Below are 21599 nucleotides of genomic sequence, written 5' to 3'. Positions count from 1 at the left end.
GAGCTTTACGCCTTTTGACTGTTACGGCGGTTGGTGATGAGCATCGAGACCAGGACGAACAGCACGGCGACGAGGAACATGGCCGTACCGATGACATTGATCTGAACGGGCGTTCCGCGCTGCGCCGAACCCCACACGAACATGGGGAAGGTGACGGTCGAGCCCGCGTTGAAATTGGTGATGATGAAATCGTCGAAGGAGAGCGCGAAGGAGAGCAGCGCGCCCGCGGCGATTCCGGGTGCCGCGATGGGCAGGGTGACCCTCAGGAAGGTCTGCACCGGGCCGGCGTACAGGTCCCGGGCGGCCTCCTCCAGACGCGGGTCCATCGACATCACACGTGCCTTGACCGCGGTGACGACGAAGCTCATGCAGAACATGATGTGCGCGATCAGGATCGTGTAGAAGCCCAGCTGGGCACCCATGTTGAGGAACAGGGTGAGCAGCGAGGCCGCCATGACGACCTCGGGCATCGCCATCGGCAGGAAGATCAGCGAGTTGACGGCGCCGCGGGCGCGGAAGCGGTAGCGGACCAGCGCGAAGGCGATCATCGTGCCGAGGATCGAGGCGCCGATCGTCGCCCATACGGCGATCTGGAGGCTGATGGACAGCGAGCCGCACATGTCGGCGACGCCGCACGGGTCCTTCCAGGCGTCCGTGGAGAACTGCTGCCACTCGTAGTTGAAGCGCCCCTTCGGTTTGTTGAAGGAGAACACCGTCACGATGATGTTCGGCAGTAGCAGATAGGAGAGCGTCAGCAGTCCCGCGATGACGACGAGATGGCGCTTGAGCCAGGTGACGAAGGGCATTTAGACCAGATCCTCCGTCCCGGACCGGCGGATGTAGACCGTGACCATCAACAGGATCGCGGCCATGAGGATGAAGGAAAGGGCGGCTGCCGTCGGATAGTCCAGAATCCGCAGGAACTGCGTCTGGATGACGTTGCCGATCATGCGGGTGTCGGTCGAGCCGAGGAGTTCGGCGTTGACGTAGTCACCGGCCGCAGGGATGAAGGTGAGCAGCGTGCCGGAGACCACGCCCGGCATCGACAGCGGGAAGGTCACCTTGCGGAAGGTGGTCCACGGCTTGGCGTACAGGTCGCCGGCCGCCTCGTGGAGCCGTCCGTCGATCCGCTCCAGCGAGGTGTACAGCGGAAGGATCATGAACGGCAGGAAGTTGTAGGTCAGACCGCACACCACCGCGAGTGGCGTGGCGAGGACGCGGTCGCCCGATGTCCAGCCGAGCCAGCTGGTGACGTCCAGGATGTGCAGCGTGTTGAGGGTGCCGACGACCGGACCGCCGTCCGCGAGGATCGTCTTCCAGGCCAGGGTGCGGATCAGGAAGCTGGTGAAGAACGGCGCGATCACCAGGATCATGATCAGGTTGCGCCAGCGGCCCGCGCGGAAGGCGATCAGATAGGCCAGCGGGTAGCCCAGCACCAGGCACAGCACGGTCGCGGCGGCGGCGTAGAAGACCGAGCGCAGGAACTGCGGCCAGTACTCGGCCAGGGCGTCCCAGTAGGTCGCGAAGTGCCAGGTGACCTTGTAGCCCTCCTCCAGGGAGCCCGTCTGCACGGACGTGGAGGCCTGGTAGATCATCGGCAGTGCGAAGAAGACGACCAGCCACAGGAGGCCGGGCAGCAGCAGCCAGTACGGCGTGAACCGGCCGCGCCTCCGCGCGGGCTGCTTCGCCGGCTCGGTGGGGGCGAGAGGCGGGGGCGCCTCGGTGAGGGTCGACATGTCTATGCGGCCTCTTCCTCGACGGTCTCCACACCGGCGTCGATGTCCTGGGCCGCGTCCAGACCGAAGGTGTGGGCCGGGCTCCAGTGCAGGACCACGTCGGCGCCGGGCACCAGACGGGAGTCCCGGTCGATGTTCTGGGCGTAGACCTCGAACTCGGGGCAGACGGAACTGTCGATCACGTACTGCGTGGAGACGCCGATGAAGCTGGAGTCCGCGATCTTCCCGGTGATGCGGTTGCGACCCTCGGGGATCTCGCCCGCGTCGTCGGCGTGCGTGAGCGCGATCTTCTCGGGCCGGATGCCGACCAGCACCTTGCCGCCGGTCGTCGTCGGGGCGGAACAACGCGACTCGGGCAGCACCAGCTTGCCGCCGCCCGCCTTCAGCACGATGTCGTCGCCGCTCTTGGCGTCGACCTCGGCCTCGATCAGGTTGGACGTGCCGAGGAAGTTCGCGACGAAGGTGGTCTGCGGGTTCTCGTACAGGTCGGTGGGCGAGCCGAGCTGCTCGACGCGGCCCGCGTTCATCACGGCGACCGTGTCGGCCATGGTCATGGCCTCCTCCTGGTCGTGCGTGACGTGGACGAAGGTGATGCCGACCTCGGTCTGGATGCGCTTGAGCTCCAGCTGCATCTGGCGGCGCAGCTTCAGGTCGAGGGCGCCGAGCGGCTCGTCCAGCAGGAGCACCTTCGGGTGGTTGATCAGCGCCCGCGCCACCGCGACCCGCTGCTGCTGGCCACCGGAGAGCTGGTGCGGTTTCTTGCGCGCCTGCTCGCCGAGCTGGACAAGATCCAGCATCTCCTCGACCTGCTTCTTCACGCTCTTGATGCCGCGCCGGCGCAGGCCGAAGGCGACGTTCTCGAAGATGTCGAGGTGCGGGAAGAGGGCGTAGGACTGGAAGACCGTGTTGACCGGCCGTTTGTACGGCGGCAGGTGGGTGACCTCCTGGTCGCCGAGGTGCACGGTGCCGCTGGTCGGCTCCTCCAGGCCCGCGATCATGCGCAGGGTGGTCGTCTTGCCGCAGCCCGAGGCGCCGAGCAGGGCGAAGAAGGAGCCCTGTGGCACGGTCAGGTCCAGCGGATGTACGGCGGTGAAGGAGCCGTAGGTCTTGCCGATCCCGGTGAGGCGGACGTCGCCGCTGCTGTCTGTCGTCGTCTTCATCGTCGTCACGCCCCTGTGAGCTTCGCGAACTTCTCTTCGTAGGCCGTCTCTTCCTTCTGGCTCAGGGAGCGGAAGGCATGGGACTTCGCCTGCATGGCCTTGTCGGGAACGATCAGTGGGTTGTTCGCCGCATCCTTGTCGATCTTCGCAAGGTAGGGCTTCACCCCGTCGACCGGACTCACGTAGTTGATGTAGGCGGCGAGCGCGGCGGCCTGTTCCGGCTCGTAGTAGAAGTCGATCAACCGCTCGGCGTTCGTCTTGTGGCGCGCCTTGTTCGGGATCAGCATGTTGTCCGACGAGGTCATGTAGCCGCTGTCGGGGATGACGAAGTCCACGTCCGGGCTGTCCGCCTTGAGCTGGACCACATCTCCGGCCCAGGCGATGCAGGCCGCGAAGTCGCCCTTGGTGAGGTCGGACGTGTAGTCGTTGCCGGTGAAGCGGCGGATCTGGCCCTTGTCGACGGCCTTCTGGAGCCGGGCGATCACCGCGTCGTAGTCGTCGTCGGTGAAGTTCGCCGGGTCCTTGCCCATGTCGAGCAGGGTCATGCCGATGCTGTCGCGCATCTCCGACAGGAAGCCGACGCGGCCCTTGAGCTTGGGGTTGTCGAGCAGGTCGGAGACCGACTTCACCTCGATGCCGTCGAGCGCCTTCTTGTTGTAGGCGATGACCGTCGAGATGCCCTGCCAGGGGTACGAGTACGCCCGTCCCGGGTCCCAGTCCGGGTCGCGGAACTGAGCCGACAGGTTGGTGTAGGCATGCGGCAGGTTGGACGGGTCCAGTTTCTGGACCCAGCCGAGGCGGATCAGCCGGGCCGCCAGCCAGTCGGTGAGGACGATGATGTCCCGGCCGGTGTCCTGGCCCGCGGAGAGCTGCGGCTTGATCTTGCCGAAGAACTCGTTGTTGTCGTTGATGTCCTCGGTGTACTTGACCGAGATGCCGGTCCGCCTGTGAAAGGTGTCGAGCGTCGGGTGGTGCTTCCCGCTGTCGTCGACGTCGATGTACTCGGTCCAGTTGGAGAAGTTCACCGTCTTCTCCGCGGCCGAGTGGTCCTCGGCGGAGGTGCCGCCCTGCGTCTTGCCCGCCGCGGGAATGCCGCAGGCGCTCAGCGCCCCGAGGCCGCCGACGGTGAGCGCGCCGCCCGCGGAGGCACGCAGCAGTGACCTGCGGGTCATCGCCGCCCGGCCGTTGCGCAGGCTGCGCCGCATGGCGGCCGCTTGGGCCGGGGTCAGGCGGTCGGGCTCGTACTGCTCCATGCGCTTGGTGCCCTTTCGGGAGGGTTCGGCCTTGTCACGGCCTGGTCGTCGCTAGCGGTCCCCGAAGATGGTGCGGTGCCAGTCCTTCCTGGCCACCGCGGTGTTGTCGAACATTACGTGCTTGACCTGCGTGTACTCCTCGAACGAGTACGCAGACATGTCCTTGCCGAAGCCGGACGCCTTGTAGCCGCCGTGCGGCATCTCACTGATGATCGGGATGTGGTCGTTGATCCACACGCAGCCCGCCTTGATCTCGCGGGTGGCGCGGTTGGCCCGGTAGACATTGCTGCTCCAGGCGGAGGCGGCGAGGCCGTACGGGGTGTCGTTGGCCAGCCGGATGCCCTCATCCTCACTGTCGAACGGCAATACGACCAGTACCGGACCGAAGATCTCGGACTGGACTATCTCGCTGTCCTGCGCGGCGTCGGCGACCAGGGTCGGCCGGTAGTAGGCGCCGTCCTCGAGGTCGCCCCGGGGAGCCTCGCCGCCGGTCACCACGCGCGCGTAGGCACGCGCCCGGTCCACGAAGCCGGCGACCCGGTCGCGCTGGACGTGCGAGATGAGCGGCCCGAGGTCGGTGCCCGCGGCGAACGGGTCCCCGAGCCGTACGGTCTCCATCAGCGCCGCCGTCCGCTCCAGGAAGGCCTCGTAGAGCGGTCGCTGCACGTACGCGCGCGTGGCGGCCGTGCAGTCCTGCCCGGTGTTGATGAGCGCACCCGCGACCGCGCCGTTCGCGGCGGCCTCCAGGTCGGCGTCGTCGAAGACGACGAAGGGCGCCTTGCCGCCCAGCTCCAGGTGGAGGCGCTTGACGGTGGCGGTGGCGATCTCGGCGACCCGCCTGCCGACGGCGGTGGACCCGGTGAAGGAGGTCATGGCCACGTCGGGGTGACCGACCAGATGCTCACCGACGTCCTTCCCGGCCCCGGTGACGATGTTGATGACACCGTCCGGGATGCCCGCGTCCGTGGCGGCCTGGGCGAACAGCAGGGAGGTCAGCGGGGTCAGCTCGGCGGGCTTGAGCACGATGGTGTTGCCCGCGGCGATGGCCGGGAGGATCTTCCAGGCAGCCATCTGGAGGGGGTAGTTCCAGGGGGCGATGGATCCGACGACCCCGATGGGCTCGCGCCGGACGTACGACGTGTGGTCGCCCGAGTACTCACCGGCCGACTGCCCCTGCAGATGCCGGGCCGCGCCCGCGAAGAAGGCGGTGTTGTCGATCGTCCCCGGCACGTCGAACTCGCGGGTCAGCTTGAGCGGCTTGCCGCACTGGAGGGACTCGGCGCGTGCGAGGTCCTCGGCACGGTCGGCGAGCACGGCGGCGAAGCGGTGCAGGGCGTCGGAGCGCTCGCCCGGGGTGGTGGTGGACCAGCCCGGGAAGGCCTCGCGCGCGGCGGCCACGGCCGCGTCGACGTCGTCGGTGCCGGCCAGTTCGTAGGTGTACACCTCCTCGCCGGTGGCCGGGTCGACCACGGCGTGCGTACGACCGGAGGTGCCCTTCGTCAGGCGGCCCGCGATGAACTGCGCGCCATCCGCGAAGCGCTCCTGCGCGGGGAATCGTTCCGGGGTGGCGGTGCCCGGCTTGTGCATGTCGCTCTCCTCCGCCGTTCGCCCCGTCCCGGGGGGTGGGTGGCGTAGCTCCAGCTCGATTTGAGTGCCGATCCTGACAGAGCAATAGGACTCCAACAAGTGATTCCGTTGTTGCCTTTTGGTTACGCGACGGAATCTGTCGACCAGGTGTCGAGTCGGCACGGAAAAGGGCGGACGGAGTGTCAGTGGTGCGTGCCAGACTCGCGTGCATGGGGAAGATCGACGGGCTGGAAGCCCTGATCAGGGAAGTCCGGGCCGGGTCCCGTATCAAGTATCTGCACTTCTGGGGGCACCGACCGCGGCCGGACGGCAGGATCGGCGCGAGCTGTCTGAGTCAGTGGTGGCCGTCACCCTTCGTGGTGGAGGGTGTCGCATACGCGACGGCCGAGCACTGGATGATGGCCGGAAAGGCGCGCCTGTTCGAAGACGCGGAGGCGGAGCGCCGGGTGCTGGCGGCGGAGCATCCCGCCGAGGCGAAGAAGGCGGGGCGGCTGGTCCGCGACTTCGACGAGGCGGCCTGGGAGCGGGAGCGCTTCCGGATCGTGGTCGAGGGCAGCGTGCACAAGTTCGCGGCCGACGACGGCCTCCGGGAGTTCCTGCTGGGTACCGGCGACCGCGTTCTGGTGGAGGCGAGCCCCGTGGACCGCGTCTGGGGCATAGGCCTCGCCGCAACCGACGAGGCGGCCTCGGACCCCGAGCGGTGGAAAGGCCCCAACCTGCTGGGCTTCGCGCTGATGGAGGCACGGGAGAGGCTCGCGGGGGCATGACCCGTCAGCCCGGCCGGCACCGGCGTCGGCCCCGCTCCTGAGCGAGGGGCGGGGCCGGTCGTGAAGCGTGGGTCAGCCCTTGTAGGCCGCGATGGCGAAGGCGAACAGTCCCAGCACCAGCACGATGCCCGCGGCGCCGCAGATGATCCCCGCGAGGGCCACACCCGGGTTGGTGGCCTCGCCCCGGCGGGCCTTGCCGCGGCCCAGGGCACCGAGGACCACGGCCACGACGCCCATCACCAGAGCGAGCGGCCACAAGCAGAAACCGACCGTCGCCAGGATGCCCAGCACCAGCGAGGCCGTGCCCATGCCGTTGTTCGGCTGCGGCTGCAGACCCGGCCAGCCGTAACCGCCGGCCGCGGGGTAGACGGGGATGCCGGGTCCGCCGTGGGCCGGCTGCGGGGCCGGGTAGCCGTACGCCGACGGCCCGCCCGGGTAGCCGTACGGCACCTGCCCGGGTCCCTCGGGGGATACGGGCGGCGGGGGCACGGGGACCGTCTCCTGAGGCTGGGCGACGGCTGCCGTGGGCGGCGCGTAGGGGCTGCCGGGGGCGGCGGGGGGACCGTACGGGCTGCCGGAAGCGGCGGGAGGAGCATAGGGAGACGCCGGGGTTCCGGCCGGGGATCCGGCACCGGGCGGGGCGAACGGGTTCGCCGGGGGCACGGGGGCCGGGGGCGCGAACGGGTTCGCCGGGGCGGCAGCCGCCGGCGCGGAAGCGGGGGGCGCGGAAGCAGGGGGCGCGGAAGCCGGGGGTGCGAAGGGGTTCGCCGGAGTGTTTGCCGCGGGCGGGTAGGCCGGGGGTGCGAACGGGTTCGCCGGAGTGTTTGCCGCGGGCGCGGAAGCCGGGGGTGCGAAGGGGTTCGCCGGAGTGTTTGCCGCGGGCGCGGAGGCCGGGGGTGTGATGGGGGCGGCCGGTTTGACCCACGCCGGGGGTATCGCGTCGGCGGGCTCGTCCGTCGCGGGCAGGGACGTGACCGTCTGCTGGTCGTGGAGGGAGGGGTGCGGTGCCAGCGCCGGGGACGGACCGGAGAGGACCGTGTCACCTGGTCCCTGCAGGCTCACGGGAGCCGCCCACGGGTCGGCGCTCTCGGGCTGCGCGGCCCCCTGCCCCGGCCCGACCTGCGTCGCCTGCTCCACGGGTCGGTCCTCGACAGCCCCCTCGCCCGGCTGCTCGGACGCGGCTCGCTCCCCGGTCCCCTTGTTCAGGGAGAGCCGAGGTGACGTGGGCCGGCCCCCGGTGTCGTGCTCCGGTGGCAGTGGCTGTGGCACCTCGTCGGACATGGCTCGGAACCCCCTGTGATCGATGTCCCGTCATGCTACGGCGAGGGCCGGGCCCCCAGGGCGGGGGCCTACGATGATCCCGAGTCACCGATCAGCCGATCACCCGCGCCCGGACCAGGGACCTCGTTCCCCGGGCGCCGTTCCCGGGGAGGAACCCTTGACCGAGCGCAGCTCCGTACCCGCCGGCGGCACGCCCGACCGCGATCTGCACGCCTTCATCGCCGGACTGCCCAAGGCCGAACTGCACGTGCACCACGTCGGCTCCGCCTCCCCGCGCATCGTCTCCACCCTGGCCGCCCGTCACCCCGACTCCAAGGTCCCCACGGACCCCGAGGCGCTGGCCGACTACTTCACGTTCACGGACTTCGCGCACTTCATCGACGTGTACCTGTCCGTCGTGGACCTGATCCGCACCCCGGAGGACGTCCGGCTGCTGACCTACGAGGTGGCCCGCGACCTGGCCCGGCAGCAGGTGCGGTACGCCGAGCTGACGATCACCCCGTTCTCCTCCACCCGGCGCGGCATCGACGAGCTGGGCTTCATGGCCGCGATCGAGGACGCGCGCAAGGCGGCCGAGTCCGAGTTCGGGACCGTACTGCGCTGGTGCTTCGACATTCCCGGCGAGGCCGGGCTCGAGTCCGCCGAGGAGACCGTTCGCCTCGCCACCGACGACCGGATCCGCCCGGAGGGCCTGGTGTCGTTCGGGCTCGGCGGGCCCGAGATCGGCGTGCCCCGGCCGCAGTTCAAGCCGTACTTCGACCGGGCCATCGCCGCAGGGCTGCACTCCGTCCCGCACGCCGGGGAGACGACGGGCCCGGAGACGGTGTGGGACGCGCTGACCGAGCTGCGCGCCGAGCGGATCGGGCACGGCACCAGCGCGGCTCAGGATCCCGAGCTGCTCGCCCACCTCGCCGAGCACCGCATCCCGCTGGAGGTCTGCCCGACCTCCAACATCGCCACCCGCGCGGTCCGCACCCTGGACGAGCACCCGATCAAGGAGTTCGCCCGGGCCGGCGTGGTGGTGACGATCAACTCCGACGACCCGCCGATGTTCGGCACCGACCTCAACACCGAGTACGCGGTGGCCGCCCGCCTCCTCGACCTGGACGAGCAGGGCCTGGCCGACCTGGCCAAGAACGCCGTCGAGGCGTCCTTCCTGGACAACGCCGGCAAGGCACGGATCGCGGCGGAGATCGACACGTACACCGCGACCTGGCTCGCCCCCTGATTCCTGCGCCATGGTCACAATGGGGGCCATGCAGACCGTGACCGCCGTGGCCCACCGCGGCGCCCCCTATCGCTTCCGCGAGAACACCCTCGACTCCCTGCGTTCCGCGCTCGACCTGGGCGCGGACGGGGTCGAGGTCGACGTACGCCTCACCCGCGACGGCGTCCCCGTGCTGCTGCACGACGTGACGCTGAAGCGGCTGTGGGAGCACGACCGGCCGCTGCACTCCCTGTCGGCCGACGAGGTGCGCGGGCTCACGGCGGGCGGGGTGCCGACGCTGGCGGAGGCGCTGGCCGCGACCGACGGCAGCCGGGTGATGCTGGACCTGTGCGGCCGGGTGGACCGCAGGAGCGTGCAGCAGGTCATGGACGTGGTGCGGCAGAGCGGAGCCCGCGACCGCGTGTACTACTGCGCGCATGCCGAGGCCATGCTCGCCGTGCGCGCCGCCGATCCGTCCGCCGAGATCGCCCTGACCTGGACGACGCTTGCCCCGCCCCGGCCGGCGCTGCTGGCTGCGGTGCGCCCCCGCTGGCTCAACTACCGCTTCTCCCTGGTCGACCGTGACCTGGCGGTCCGTGTCCACCGGGACGGGTACCTGCTGTCCGTCTGGACCCCGGACACCCGCCGCTCCCTGCGCCGCCTCCTCGACCTGGGCGTCGACTCGATCACCACCAACCGGGTCGACGTCCTGCACTCCCTGCGCAACGGCGGCTAACCTCCGGCGAACTCCAGCGGCGGCGCGATCGCCTGGGCGTCGGCTCCCTCCCCCACCCACAGCCGGATCAGCAGGGCGGCCGTGGCCTCCAGCAGCCCGGCGCGGTCCAGTCCGCCGGCGTGCAGCGGTGCACAGCCGAGGTCGTGCACGAGGCGCCGTACGACCGCGAGCGCGTCCTCGTCGTCCCCGCAGAGCGGGACGGCGAGGGGACGGCCGGCGAAGACCGGCGGGGTCAGCCGCCAGACGCTCTCATGGCAGAGGTTGAAGGCCTTGACCACGTGGGCGTCGGGGGCCGCGGCGGCGATCCGCTCGGCGGCCGCGGGGCCGCCGGCCGTGCGGAGGCCGAAGTCCGGGCCCACCGGGTTGGTGCAGTCGATCAACACCCGCCCGCGCAGGACGTCCGCGCGTGCGGCGACCACCTCCACGACCGCCGGGTACGGCAGCGCGAGCAGCACCGCGTCGCTCCCGTGCTCCGCCGCCGCCCGTACGTCTCCCCGTGACCGGCTGCCCGCGAGCACGTCGTGCCCGGCGCGCTTCCACCGGGTTCCGAGCGCGTCCGCCATGCCGCCCGTGCCGAGTATTCCGATACGCACAACTGCCACCCCGTCCGAGCCGGTTGGATTCGCATACGGCCACGACAGTAGGAAGCGGCTCGGGCACCATTCGGTACGTGACCGACGACCAGGCGTTCCTCGCCGACTGCCGCGCCCGGCTCGCCTTCGACCTGCTCGCCAACACCTGGAACTCCGTGGTGCTGTGGGCCCTCAAGAACGGCCCCCGGCGGCCGGGCGCGCTGCGCGAGACCATCGGCGGGATCAGTCAGAAGGTGCTGACCGAGACGCTGCGGCGGCTGGAGTTCAACGGGTTGGTGGAGCGGCGGGCGTACACCGGTGCGCCGCCCCGGGTGGAGTACGGGCTCACGGACCTCGGGCGCACGCTGCTCGCCCCCATCGACGCCTTCGGTGCGTGGGCCTTCGCGCACGGGGACGAGGTCATGGCCGCGCAGGAGCGCTACACGCGCGAGCGCTGAGCCACCGTCGCCGGGTCGGCGGGGGTGGTGCGGGTGAGGTACTGCGGGACGGGCGCCGAGTCCTTGCCGTCGTCGCGGACCAGGCCGTAGCGGATGGCGCCCTGCGCAGGGCCGGTGGCAACGTCCTGGTGCACCGCCTGCCAGGTGGACGGGAACACGATGACGCCGTAGTCGCAGCCGCGTTCGTTCACGGTGAGGGTGACGTTGCCGTCCAGGTAGAAGTACTCGTTCTGCCACATCTGCTGGGTCCCGGCGGGCAGCACCGCGTAGCCGATGGCGGGACCGCCCATGCCGGTGGCGTAGCCGTCGGGGCTGCCGGCCAGCGGATCGTCCATGCGGCGGCCGCCGCCCGAGGCGACGTGGAACAACTTGCCCCGCAGCCCGGTCCAGGCCGGCATGACCAGCGCGCCGGGCCGCGACTTCGGCAGGATCTGCCAGCGGACCTGGACGTAGCCCCGGCCGCTGAGCGTGACGCCGTCCCCGCGGTGCTGCATCACGGCCTTGGCGCCGCCGGTGCTGGTGATGCCGGTCTCGGGGCGGCGGGGCAGGGCGGCCGGGGGCGTGTCCGGGTCGGGGGCCCGGTCGACGGCGTCGACGACCGTGCCGTAGACGGCCTTCTGCCGGGTCGCTGAGGGTGTGGGCGCGGGGGTGGGCGAGGCGGAGGGGGGCGGGGAAGCGGGGGCGGCGGGAGGCCGGACGGTCGTGCGGGCCGCCGTGGGCGCCGGTGCCGTCCGTGCGGGCGGTGCGTCGGGGGTGCGTACGACGACGTAGGCGCCGCCCGCGACGAGCGTCGCCCCCGCCGTCACGGCCACGGCGGGCTTGGCCAGGGCGCTCAGCGCCTTCGCGGACCAGCCTGCGGTGGTGGCCGCGGCGGCCGTCTTGCCGCCGAACGCCAGCGACAGGGTGAACCCGGCGGGTACGGGCACGAGGGCGATCCCGGCGATGAGCCGGTCGGCCGGTACGACGGGCTCGCGTGCGTCGCCGCAGCAGCCGCAGCCCCGGAGGTGCCGCGCCAGCCGTTTGCGCCACACCGAGTCGGGTCGGCCGTGCCAGCGGGCGGTCAGGGCGGGCAGCTCGGGGCAGGCCCCGGCCAGGGCCCGCACGATGCCGCGGGAGGTCTCCAGGCGTGCCTTCATGCGCTGGACGCGGACGGCGGCGTGCTGCCTGCTGATGCCGACGGCCGCGGCCAGCTCGCGCCGGGTCAGCTCGCCGGCCACCTCCAGCCACCACAGCGACAGCAGCTGCCGGTCCTCGGCGTCCAGCCAGCGCACGGCTTCCGCGACCTCACGCCGCTGCCCCTCCAACTGGAGCCGCAGGACGGACAGTTCGACGAAGTCGCCGGCCTCCTGCGGCGGGCCCTCGGTCGGCCGCCGGTCCTTCCCGCGGCGCGCCCGGTCGCGTATCTGCCGCATGGCGATGGCCATCAGCCAGGACCGGAAGCTGTCCGGGTCGCGGAGCGTGCCGAGGTTGTCGACGGCGCGGAGCATGGTCTCCTGGACGACGTCGTCGACGTCGGCGTGGCCGTTCAGGGCGCGGCCCACGACGTTGTAGACCAGCGGCAGCCAGCCCTGGAGCAGTTCCTCCAGCGCCCGCCGGTCGCCGGCCTGTGCGGCGGCGACGACGACGGACCACTCCCTGCCGCCCACGTCCGTCCTCATGCCCGCACCTTCTCAGCCCGGGCCGTCCTGCATGCAATGCCGTGGATCACACTGAGGAGACGCGCCCGGCGGTGGCCGGATAACAGTTTTTCCGGGTTGTAGGGGGAGGTCGGCCCACCATCGTTCTCACGGGGTCCGCTTCAGGACCGCGGTCGCGGCGAGCGGTTGCGATCGAGGGCGCTTCAGAGCTCCCACGGCCGGTGACGGCCGGGATGCGAGTGACCGGGAAGCGAAAGCGTCACCATTCGGCCGAGTTCCGACGGCTCCGCGCATCCCTGTCTCACCTTTCCGGCCGGTGAAAGAGTCCGATCGGCCTACTAAAAGGGGTGACAAAGCACAGGGGGTGCTCGAGACGTGGAATTTCGAGAACACCCACCCAGGGGCAGATGTCCCGCACTCGAACTCCCGACGGAAATAGGCGAGAGTCCGCGCGAGCGAGATCAGGTGCCCGATATCCGGGACCCGGACAACCAGGAGGAAAGCCCGACATGCGAGTGCCCACCCGATCGAACACGCAGCCGCGACGCCCGAGATGGGGAGCGCGGATCGCCGGTGCCGGCGTGACCGCGGCAGTGGTTGTCGGCATCGCCGCCAGCCCCGCGTCGGCCGCGGCCGTACCGCCCATCTTCGTGTCGGGCAATCCGGACGCGGTCTGCCCCGACGGCTCGAAAGCGCTCAGGGTGGACCCTTCGGACACCCCTCAGGTGTTCCCCATCCAGCTTCCCGGCGACGGAAGCGGCACCCTCACCGTCACGTTCACCAACGCGCAGAAGACGGTGAACTTCACCATCGCGCAGCCCAACTCCATCGCCGTCCGCCAGGTCACGGTCAAGGGCGGCGACAACGCCAACCGCTACCTCGACATCGCCAATACCGGGTTCCCCAACGGCATCGACGCCGACACGGGACTCATCTCCCCGCTCAACAACGGCGGCCAGCTCCCCGACGTCAGCCACGCCGACTTCTGCTTCATCCCCGACAACTACGGCTGACAGAAGCACGGATGAAGTGGGGCCCGGGAAACCGGGCCCCGTCGACGAGTGCATCGTCATGGCCGCCCTCAAGCAGCAGCGGTAGCCGCGGCGGCGGCCGGCGCGCCGAGCGCCTCCAGGCGCTTGATCTTCCTGCGTACGAGGTACAGCGGGACGACCCCGAACACGCCGAACGACATGTCGACAAGGCTCCACCAGAAGGGGATTCCCCGGACCGGTCCGCACACGAGCGCAAGCGGGATGATCCCGGCGCAGGCGATCATCCCGAACTCGACCACCCAGATGTTGCGGACCGGGTCCCGGTACGGCCCGTAGAAGGCGACCGCGATGACGAGGTGCGCGAAGGCCAGCCAGTCGGTGCCGTACAGCACGAACGGGTACGTGGCGTCGACGGTGTCGAGTCCGTCCCGCACCCGCGCGATCCACGCCATGAGGCCGGGCAGGTAGTCGGGCACGGACAGCGCCCGCAACGCGCTCTCGGTCCAGCGGAGTTCGTGGACCAGCGGAAAGGCGGTGGCCCCGCTGAGCACGAGGCACACGACGAAGAAGACCAGCCAGACGCGGATGCCCTTGAGCAGGGCGGCTCTGTCGCTCATGGCCAGAGCGTACGCCTGCATTTGAACGTGTTCAAAATTTGGCGGGTGCTCCTACTCCCGGCTCAGGACCTGGCGCAGCTCGCTGCGGCGGCGGATGCCCAGCTTCTTGTAGGTGCTGGTGAGATGGGTCTCCACGGTGCGCCGGGCGAGGTGCAGCAGGCCTGCGATCTCCGTGTTCGTGCGTCCGTCGGCGGCCAGCTGGGCGATGCGCAGTTCGCTGCCCGTGAGGGCACCCGAGCCGGTGCGGGCGGCCGCGGTACGCCGGGCGCCGCCGGCCCGCAGGGCTTCTTCGGCGAGCGTCCGCAGCCGTAGCGCGCCCAGGCGTTCGGCCAGCTCGGCCGCCTCCCGCAGACAGTGCCGGGCCCGGGCGCGTTCCCCGGCCGCGGTCAGTTGCCTGCCCTGGGCGAGCAGCGCCGCCGAAAGCTCCGGCCCGGCGCCGGCGGGCGCGTCCCGCAGCAGTCGTACGGCTTCCTCGGCCAGTTCCAGACCCCGGCGGCCGCCGGTGACCGTGCCGAGCGCGCGCAGCGCCCGGCCCACCGTGCGGGGTGTGCCCCACACCCGGGCGAGGCGCAGTTCCTCCTCGGCGAGGGCGATCGCCTCCTCGGGTGCGCCGAGGGCGAGCCGGGACAGGGCGGCGGCCGAGCGCCACGGGGTCACGACCGGGCTGAGGACCTCGCGGGCCGACTGGCGGCGGCCGCACTCCAGGAAGTCGTGCAGCGCCCCGGCATGGTCCCCGGCGGCGGCCCGCTGCACGCCCCGGGCGTACAGGAACCGGTTGAGTTCCCAGGAGTCGGGCGCCGCCCGCAGGTCGAAGCCGTCCGCGAGCCGCTGTGCTTCGACCGCCCGGTCCTGCGCGACGAGCGCGAGCAGGATGTGGGCCTGCGCGTTGACGGGCCCCGCGTCCGGGACGACCGGCGGCTCGGCGGGCAGCCACCCGTACGTTCCGCGTGCCGCCATGATGTCGGCGCGGGTGTTGAGCAGCGCCTCGTACATCGGGTGCAGCAGGTCGAGGCGCTGACCGGCCAGGCCGCGGTCCACGAGCCGGTCCGCCTCGTCGAGTTCGTCGGCCCACTGGGCCACCGCGGCTGCCGTTCCCAGCAGGAAGGGCTCGGTGAGCGGATCGGCCGGTTCGGCCAGCAGCTCGCGCACGCGCCGCATCGCGTCCCCGGCCGAGGTGAGCCCCGCGGTCGCCGCGTACCGGACGAGCAGGGCCCCGGTGGCCGGGCCGATCAGTTCCGGGGAGCGTTCCGCGGTGTCGGACAGCCACCCGTACACCTCGCGGCGCACCACCTGGTCCCGGTCGGCCAGCAGGGCCGAGGCGGTGAGCAGTGCGCTCGCCAGCTCCGGCCGGTCGCCGGCCAGTTGGCCGTCGACCGTGGACAGGACCTCGACGGCGGCGCGCGCCCTGCCGTGCGCGGCCAGCGCGGTGCCGAGGGCGACGGCCGCGCGCACCCGGTCCTGCGGTGCGGCCGGCAGCCCGAGCGCCTCCGTGAGCCGGGGGATACCGGACGCGGCACCCCGGCCGGCCGCCTCCAGGGAGCCCAGTTCGGTCAGCAGCCGTTGCCGGCGGGCGTCGGGCAGCGGTTCGTCGAGCGCTCGGCGCAACAGCGGTACGGCGTCGCCGACGCGGCCCTCCCGTACCGCGCGGGAGGCGGCCTCCTGGAGCACGCCCGGTGCCCAGGAGGCGCCCACCGGGCCGGAGAGCAGCAGTTCCCTGGCCATCTCGTCGGGGCATGCGCCGCGGTGCAGCAGGGCCTCGGCGGCGGCCCGGTGCGCCGCGCGCCGCCGCTCCTCCGGTACGCCCGCGAGCACCGCGTCCCGCAGCAGGGGATGGGCGTAGCGGGGGCGGCGGTCCGGGCCGGGGCGCAGCAGGCCGAGGCCCGTCATGGCGGTCAGCCAGCCGGCCACCCGGGCCGGATCGGCTCCGGCCAGCCCGGCGAGCAGCGCGCCCAGTTCCTCGGGCGGGCTGCCGGGGCCGGCGTCCGGCAGCCCGCGGTCCCATCCGTCGTCCAGGACGGCGAGTGCCCGGGCCACTTCGGCCGTGCCGGGCCCGGCGTTGTCCAGCCACCAGGCCACGGCCGCCGGGTAACTCCCGGGGTAGAGCGCCGCGACGGTCGGCGGGACGGTCGGGTGCCGGACAGGATCGCCGAGGTCGTCGAGGAGAGCACGCAGCAGCAACGGGCTGCCCGCGGCCGCCCGGACGCAGTCGTCGACCCAGTGTCCGGGTGCGCCGGGGAGGCCGGCGCGCACGAGTGCGGCCGCCGAGGCCGGGGGGAGCGGGGCGAGGGTGTGGGTGCGCACGAGCGCGGGCGAGAGGGTGTGGGCGAAGCCCGGGGCGGGCGGATCCACGTCGTACTGGCTGCGTTCGGTGACGGCGAGCAGGATCGGCAGCCGTAATCGGTCCACGTGCCGGGCGGACTCCACCAGCCAGCGGTGGGAGGGGCGGTCGGCGAGGTGGACGTCGTCCACGGCGACCAGCAGCGGGGACCGCTCGGCGTGCCCGCGCAGCGTCCGCCGCAGCAGGCCGGCCCGTTCACGTTCGGTGCCCGCCTGCTCGAACCCCGTGACGGGGCCCAGGACCTGGAGCGCGGCGGAGAAGGGCACGGCGGCCTCGCCCGGTGCGCAGCGGGCGCGCAGCACCCGCATGCCGTGGGCTGCGGCGTCCTCGGCGGCGGCCTCCAGGACACTGGTGCGGCCGGTGCCGGTGGCCCCGCGCAGCAGCACCAGGCCGCCGGCGCCGGACCGGGCGCGCGCGGCCCCGGCGGCCAGCAGCGCGGCTGCCTCCCGGTGCTCGTGCGGCCCCGCACACTGCGATCCGGACATCCCTGCCTCCTTGGTCTGACGTGGCGTCTCCCGCAAGCGAGGACGTGCGCTGCGGGAACGTGGTGGCGTGACAAGACCCACGCCGGCCGAGCGCGGGCCCGGGGGAACCGGGCGCACGGGAACCGTCGTGGTTGTCGTACAGCTGTTCTCGTGGTGGTGCTCGTGGTGCTCCACGATTGCGCCCGCGTCGTCCGCCACAGGAGTGTGAGGTAGACCCGTCTGCCACCGACCTCACAGGCGTGGCAGGCCAGCGGACTTGGGGGAATCGGTTGCTCAGCTCATCGCGGACCACTCGCACCGGTACGGCCGGCCCCGTCGCGCGGACACCGGTGGCGGTGCACGCCTCGGACCCGATCCTGCGCGAGGGAGTGCTCGGCCAGCTGCGCCGGTACCCGGAGGTCGAGCTGCGCGAGGAGTCGGGCCCCGGCACGGTGGCGCTGCTCGTCGACGACATGCTCGACGAGGGCGCGCTGACCCGGCTGCGGCGGCTCGTGCGCACCGAGGGCGCCCGGGCGGTGCTGGTGGTGCGCTCCCTGCGGGAGGCGGAGCTGCTGGACGTGATCGAGTGCGGGGTCGGCGCCATCGTGTGGCGCCACGAGGCCACCGCCGACCGCCTGGTGCAGGCCGTCCTCGCGGCCGCCCGCGGTGACGGCGACCTGCCCGCCGACCTGCTCGGCCGGCTCATCAGCCAGGTGGGCACGCTGCACCGGAGTGCGGCCGGGCGGCTCGGTGCCCCCTCCACCGGTCTGACACCGCGGGAGGTGGACGTACTGCGGCTGATCGCCGAGGGGTTCGACACCGGAGAGATAGCGAGCAAGCTGTCCTACTCCGAACGCACCGTCAAGAACGTCATGCACGGGCTGACCACGCGGCTGCACCTGCGCAACCGGGCACACGCGGTGGCCCATGCCCTGCGGGAAGGCTACATCTGACCGAACGGGCAGCCTGGGGCGGCCCCTTGGGCAGCGCTTTCTGCCCGGCCGCCGTCCCCGGCGCGCCTGCGGGGACGAACCGGGCACCGGCAGGATCGGGCAGGAACGGACAGGAACGGGACCGGGCACGGCGGGGCGGGAGCACGACGGTGATCCACGAGGTGGACGAGGTTCTCAAGACCCTGCTCGGCGGCGGCGCTCTGGCCGGTTCCGGCATCGACGTCGCCCTGGACGCGCCCACCCGCGACTGGGCCGCCCGCCGCAACGCGCCCACGATCAACGCCTATCTGTACGACATCCGGGAGGACGTGAACCGCCGCCAGCGCGGTCATGTGCCCGTGGTCGACGAGCGGGACGTGGTCGTCAGGCGCCGCCAGCCGCCGCGCTGGTTCCGGCTGTCGTACCTCGTGACCGCGTGGACGAAGCAGCCGCAGGACGAACACCGGCTGCTGTCCGCCGTGCTGGCCACACTGATCCCGCGGGAGCTGCTGCCACCGTCCGAACTGCCCGGTGCGCTGGGCGCGTTGGGCATGACGGTGGCGCTGTCGGTGGCTGGAATCCAGACCGAGTCCCGTTCCCTCGCGGAGATCTGGTCCGCGCTCGGCGGTGAACTCAAGCCGTCCCTCGACCTGGTGGTCACCGCCCCCTTCCCGGCCTACCCCGAGTACGACGCCGGCCCGCCCGTCACCGAGGGCGCGGCGATCCGGATGCGTGACCTGGACGGCACCGCCCGGCAGGACGGCGAACGTGCGCACCGGCCGCGGCAGGTGGCGGCGGCCCGGGACGCCCGCAGAGCCGCCCGACGGCGCCACGGCACGGGCGGTACGGGCGATACGGGCGGTACGGGCGGTACGGGCAGTACAGGCGGTACGGGCGGTACGGGCAGTACAGGCGGCACGGGCAGTACAGGCGGCACGGGCGGTACGGGCGATACGGGTGGTACGACGTGACCCCGTGGACCCCGACGTCGTACGACAGGTCCGCGGCCCACGCCGCGGACGCGCTCCTCACCCGCCTGGCCACCCTGCGCGACCGGGTCGCCCTGCTGGTCGACCACCGCAGTGCCGACGACCCCACAGCCGCCGACCCGCTGCGCGGCCTGTACCTCTCGGAGGAGGCCGTACGGCGTCTGCTGCATCCGGCGGACCCGCTGCCACCGCCTCTGACGGAGCCTTCGGTTCGGCCTCCGGACCGGCTGACCGCACTGGCCGCGCGCCTCGGCCTGACCGACTTCGACGTCACCCTGCTGCTCATCGCCCTCGCGCCCGACCTGGACCGCACGTTCGAGCCGCTGTACGGCTACCTCAACGACGACGTCAGCCGGCGCCGGGCCACCGCCGGCCTCGCGCTCGACCTGTGCGGCGTCCCCGCGCACGCGGCACCGGCCCGGGCCCGCATGCACCCCACCGCACCGCTGCGCGCGCTGGGGCTGCTCGTCGTGGAGGAGACCGAACGCCCCTTCCTCAGCCGCTCGTTGCTCGTGCCCGACCGGCTGGTGGCCCATCTGCTCGGCGACGACACCCCCGACGCGGCGCTCGCCGGGCACCTCCACCCACTGCCCGCGCCTCCTGAACTCCACAACGGCGACGAGGAGTTCGCCCGCTTCGCACACCGACTGGCCACCCGGCTCACGGCCGGCCCCGCGCTCACCGCCTACCTGCGCGAGGGCCGCGAGGGCGACGGGCCGGCCTGTGTCGCCGCCGCCCTGGACGCGGCCGGTCTGGGGGCCCTGTGCTTCTCCGGCCCGCGGGAGCGGGTGCCCGCGCTGCTGCGGGAGGCCCGGCTGACCGGCCGCGCCGTGGTCGTCTCCGCCCTGCCGGACGAACCCGGCCCGCTGGTGAAGGAGCTGGCCGGCGCCGTCGACGTGCCCGTGCTGATCAGCGGCCGGCGGCCGTACGACCCCCACTGGTGCGACGACGACCCGCTGGTCCTGGACGTACCCCGGCACGGCGCGGGAGCGGCCGGCCTCTGGTCGGCCGCCCTGGGCGAGGAGCCCGGCTTCGATCTGGCCGCCACGGTCGCCCCCTACCACCTGCCCGGCGACCGGGTCGCCCGGGCTGCGCGGGCCGCGCAGGGCCTGGCCGGCTTCGACGGCACCCCCCTCTCCCCCGCCCATCTGCGCCTCGCCGCCCGCCAGCAGTCCGCCTCGGGCCTGGAGCAGCACGCCCGCCGGATCCGGCCCGCGGTCGACTGGCGGGACCTCGTCCTGCCCGAACGGCCCCTGACCCAGCTGCGCGAACTCGCCCTGCGCGCCCGGCACCGCGACCGGGTCCTCGGCGACTGGCGGCTCAGCGCGGGCGGCGGCCGGGGCCGGGGTGTGCTCGGCCTGTTCGCCGGCGAGTCCGGCACCGGCAAGACCCTCTCGGCCGAGGTGGTCGCCGCCGAACTGGGTCTCGACCTCTACGTGGTCCAGCTGTCGTCCGTGGTGGACAAGTACGTCGGCGAGACCGAGAAGAACCTCGAACGCATCTTCGGCGAAGCCGACCGCACCGACGCCGTGCTCCTGTTCGACGAGGCCGACGCCGTGTTCGGCAAGCGGTCCGAGGTGAAGGACGCGCACGACCGGTACGCCAACATGGAGAGCGCCTATCTGCTCCAGCGTCTGGAGTCCTTCGACGGGATCGCCCTGCTCACCACCAACCTGCGCGCCAACATCGACGAGGCGTTCACCCGGCGCCTGGACCTGGTCGTCGACTTCCCGTTCCCGGACGGGGAGCAGCGCAGGGCACTGTGGCGGCACAGCCTGTCCCACGTGCCCTGCGCCGACGGCATCGACCCCGGCCCGGTGGCCGACGGCTACGAACTGGCGGGCGGTTCCATCCGCAGCGCCGTGGTGACCGCCGCCTACCTCGCCGCCGACCGCGACGACGTGGTCACCGCGGCCGACCTGCTGGAGGGCGCCCGGCGCGAGTACCGCAAGGCGGGCCGGCTGCTGCCGGGCGAGGGCTCCTGGTAACTCGGGGTGGCGGGCTAGTCCTGCACCCGCCACTTCTGGTTGGGCGTGCCCGAGCAGGTCCACAGCTGGAGCTTGGTGCCGTTGCCGGTTCCGTTGTCCATGGCGTCCACGCACTTGTTGGCCTGCGGGTTCACCAGGTCGCCGGCCTGGCTCAGCACGAACTGCTGCGCCGGGTTGCCGCTGCACCGGGCCAGCTGGATGTGCGCCCCGTCGTCCTTGGAGCCCCACGCCACGTCCATGCACATGCCGACCGAGCGCAGGGTGCCGTCGCCGCGGAAGTCCCACTTCTGGTTGGCCGTTCCGGCACAGTCCCGGAGCTGGAGCTGCGTGCCGTCCTTGCCCTTGCCGTTCTGGGCGTCGGGGACGTCGATGCACCGGTTCGACGCCTGCCCGATGATGAGCTGCCCCACGGCCTGCGGGGGCTGCCGAGGCTTGGGGTCGGGCTTCGTACCGGTGGACGTCCCGCCGTCACCGCCAGAACCGGACGGGTCCGAGCCTCCGCCCGATCCTCCCGAAGTCCCGGCGGGCTTCTCGCTCTCTCCCCCGCCCTGTACCGGTGCGGAGTGTTCCGGAGCCGGTGCGCTCACCACAGGGCTCGGCGTCGGTGAGGGTGCGAGGGTCTGTCCGGCCGCGGCGACCTTCTCGGTCGCGCGGGAGCTGACGTTCGGCTTGTAGGCGATCCAGAGCATCACGAACGTCACCGCGAGCGCCATGACGACACCGAGGAACGTCGCCAGCCAGCGCGGCAGGAAACCACGCTGAACATACGTCCCCTCCACGGCCAGAGGGCTCGAGCCCGAGCGGAGCACGGACAGCGTGTACGGCCGCTGCTCCTTCGAACCGAACCAGATGATCTTCCGCGGCTTCAGCGTCGCCTTCACGAAC

At 72.1% G+C, this 21599-nt stretch carries 18 protein-coding genes and 1 pseudogene; 8 read left to right on the top strand and 11 right to left on the bottom strand.

What is annotated here, in order from left to right:
• Positions 1-5: 5 nt before the first annotated feature.
• From ABZ471_RS02750 to ABZ471_RS02730, 5 genes are read right to left on the bottom strand one after another with little or no spacing between them, the layout of a single operon-like run.
• The gene (locus tag ABZ471_RS02750) at positions 6-806 is read right to left on the bottom strand and encodes an ABC transporter permease (RefSeq protein WP_359061635.1); all 801 of its coding nucleotides are present in this window, start codon (positions 804-806) and stop codon (positions 6-8) included.
• Positions 807-1736, bottom strand: a complete 930-nt coding sequence (locus ABZ471_RS02745; RefSeq protein ID WP_359061633.1) for an ABC transporter permease — start codon at positions 1734-1736, stop codon at positions 807-809.
• Positions 1737-1738: 2 nt separating this feature from the next.
• Complete coding sequence (locus ABZ471_RS02740; protein ID WP_359061631.1) at positions 1739-2905, bottom strand: ABC transporter ATP-binding protein; 1167 nt, start codon at positions 2903-2905, stop codon at positions 1739-1741.
• On the bottom strand, positions 2902-4149 hold the full coding sequence (locus ABZ471_RS02735; protein WP_359061629.1) for a spermidine/putrescine ABC transporter substrate-binding protein: 1248 nt from the start codon (positions 4147-4149) through the stop codon (positions 2902-2904). The genes ABZ471_RS02740 and ABZ471_RS02735 overlap by 4 nt, the downstream gene beginning before the upstream one ends.
• Before the next feature lie 51 nt (positions 4150-4200).
• Positions 4201-5736, bottom strand: coding sequence for a gamma-aminobutyraldehyde dehydrogenase (locus ABZ471_RS02730; RefSeq protein WP_359061627.1), 1536 nt, complete (start codon positions 5734-5736; stop codon positions 4201-4203).
• A 209-nt stretch (positions 5737-5945) separates the two neighbouring features.
• Here ABZ471_RS02730 and ABZ471_RS02725 point away from each other — a divergent pair, with 209 nt between their 5' ends.
• Positions 5946-6503: an NADAR family protein gene (locus ABZ471_RS02725; RefSeq protein ID WP_359061625.1), complete on the top strand. Its 558-nt coding sequence runs from the start codon at positions 5946-5948 to the stop codon at positions 6501-6503.
• A gap of 72 nt (positions 6504-6575) precedes the next feature.
• Here ABZ471_RS02725 and ABZ471_RS02720 read toward each other — a convergent pair whose 3' ends face one another.
• On the bottom strand, positions 6576-7784 hold the full coding sequence (locus ABZ471_RS02720) for a DUF4190 domain-containing protein (RefSeq protein WP_359061623.1): 1209 nt from the start codon (positions 7782-7784) through the stop codon (positions 6576-6578).
• Positions 7785-7802: 18 nt separating this feature from the next.
• Between ABZ471_RS02720 and ABZ471_RS02715 the strand changes: the two are divergent.
• Both ABZ471_RS02715 and ABZ471_RS02710 read left to right on the top strand, forming a co-directional pair.
• Positions 7803-9012, top strand: a pseudogene (locus ABZ471_RS02715) (adenosine deaminase).
• 28 nt (positions 9013-9040) lie between these two features.
• Positions 9041-9727 (top strand): glycerophosphodiester phosphodiesterase, encoded by a 687-nt coding sequence (locus ABZ471_RS02710; RefSeq protein ID WP_359061621.1) that lies wholly within the window; start codon positions 9041-9043, stop codon positions 9725-9727.
• Here the strand turns inward: ABZ471_RS02710 and ABZ471_RS02705 are convergent.
• Positions 9724-10320 carry an NAD(P)-binding domain-containing protein gene (locus ABZ471_RS02705; protein ID WP_359061619.1) on the bottom strand — a complete coding sequence of 199 codons (597 nt, stop codon included), beginning with the start codon at positions 10318-10320 and terminating at the stop codon, positions 9724-9726. The two genes, ABZ471_RS02710 and ABZ471_RS02705, sit on opposite strands and share 4 nt — an antisense overlap.
• Before the next feature lie 77 nt (positions 10321-10397).
• Between ABZ471_RS02705 and ABZ471_RS02700 the strand changes: the two genes are divergently transcribed.
• Entirely contained in the window at positions 10398-10757 is a 360-nt protein-coding gene (locus ABZ471_RS02700; protein ID WP_359061617.1) for a helix-turn-helix domain-containing protein, read from the top strand.
• Here ABZ471_RS02700 and ABZ471_RS02695 read toward each other — a convergent pair.
• Positions 10739-12415 carry a sigma-70 family RNA polymerase sigma factor gene (locus ABZ471_RS02695; protein WP_359061615.1) on the bottom strand — a complete coding sequence of 559 codons (1677 nt, stop codon included), beginning with the start codon at positions 12413-12415 and terminating at the stop codon, positions 10739-10741. The two genes, ABZ471_RS02700 and ABZ471_RS02695, sit on opposite strands and share 19 nt — an antisense overlap.
• A 560-nt stretch (positions 12416-12975) precedes the next feature.
• Here ABZ471_RS02695 and ABZ471_RS02690 point away from each other — a divergent pair.
• Entirely contained in the window at positions 12976-13407 is a 432-nt protein-coding gene (locus tag ABZ471_RS02690; protein ID WP_359061613.1) for a hypothetical protein, read from the top strand.
• A gap of 68 nt (positions 13408-13475) precedes the next feature.
• Here the strand turns inward: ABZ471_RS02690 and ABZ471_RS02685 are convergent, their stop codons facing one another.
• Together ABZ471_RS02685 and ABZ471_RS02680 are read right to left on the bottom strand one after the other, a co-directional pair.
• Positions 13476-14003: a hypothetical protein gene (locus tag ABZ471_RS02685; protein WP_359061611.1), complete on the bottom strand. Its 528-nt coding sequence runs from the start codon at positions 14001-14003 to the stop codon at positions 13476-13478.
• 51 nt (positions 14004-14054) lie between these two features.
• Positions 14055-16826: a LuxR C-terminal-related transcriptional regulator gene (locus ABZ471_RS02680; RefSeq protein ID WP_359061609.1), complete on the bottom strand. Its 2772-nt coding sequence runs from the start codon at positions 16824-16826 to the stop codon at positions 14055-14057.
• 269 nt (positions 16827-17095) lie between these two features.
• On the opposite strand from ABZ471_RS02680, the gene ABZ471_RS02675 reads away from it, so the two are divergent.
• From ABZ471_RS02675 to ABZ471_RS02665, 3 genes are all read left to right on the top strand, one after another.
• Complete coding sequence (locus ABZ471_RS02675) at positions 17096-17758, top strand: response regulator transcription factor (protein WP_359061606.1); 663 nt, start codon at positions 17096-17098, stop codon at positions 17756-17758.
• A gap of 149 nt (positions 17759-17907) precedes the next feature.
• On the top strand, positions 17908-18708 hold the full coding sequence (locus ABZ471_RS02670) for a DUF4255 domain-containing protein (protein WP_359061604.1): 801 nt from the start codon (positions 17908-17910) through the stop codon (positions 18706-18708).
• The gene (locus ABZ471_RS02665) at positions 18705-20714 is read left to right on the top strand and encodes an AAA family ATPase (RefSeq protein ID WP_359061602.1); all 2010 of its coding nucleotides are present in this window, start codon (positions 18705-18707) and stop codon (positions 20712-20714) included. Before ABZ471_RS02670 ends, ABZ471_RS02665 begins: the two co-directional genes overlap by 4 nt.
• A gap of 14 nt (positions 20715-20728) precedes the next feature.
• On the opposite strand, the gene ABZ471_RS02660 is transcribed toward ABZ471_RS02665, so the two are convergent.
• A partial coding sequence (locus ABZ471_RS02660) for an RICIN domain-containing protein (RefSeq protein ID WP_359061600.1) occupies positions 20729-21599 on the bottom strand: 871 nt, incomplete at its 5' end.

The organism is Streptomyces sp. NPDC005728, assembly GCF_040630895.1.
Taxonomy (GTDB): Bacteria; Actinomycetota; Actinomycetes; order Streptomycetales; family Streptomycetaceae; genus Streptomyces.
The sequence above is the reverse complement of the archived record's forward strand: the minus strand, read 5'-3'. Positions and strand labels throughout refer to the sequence as shown.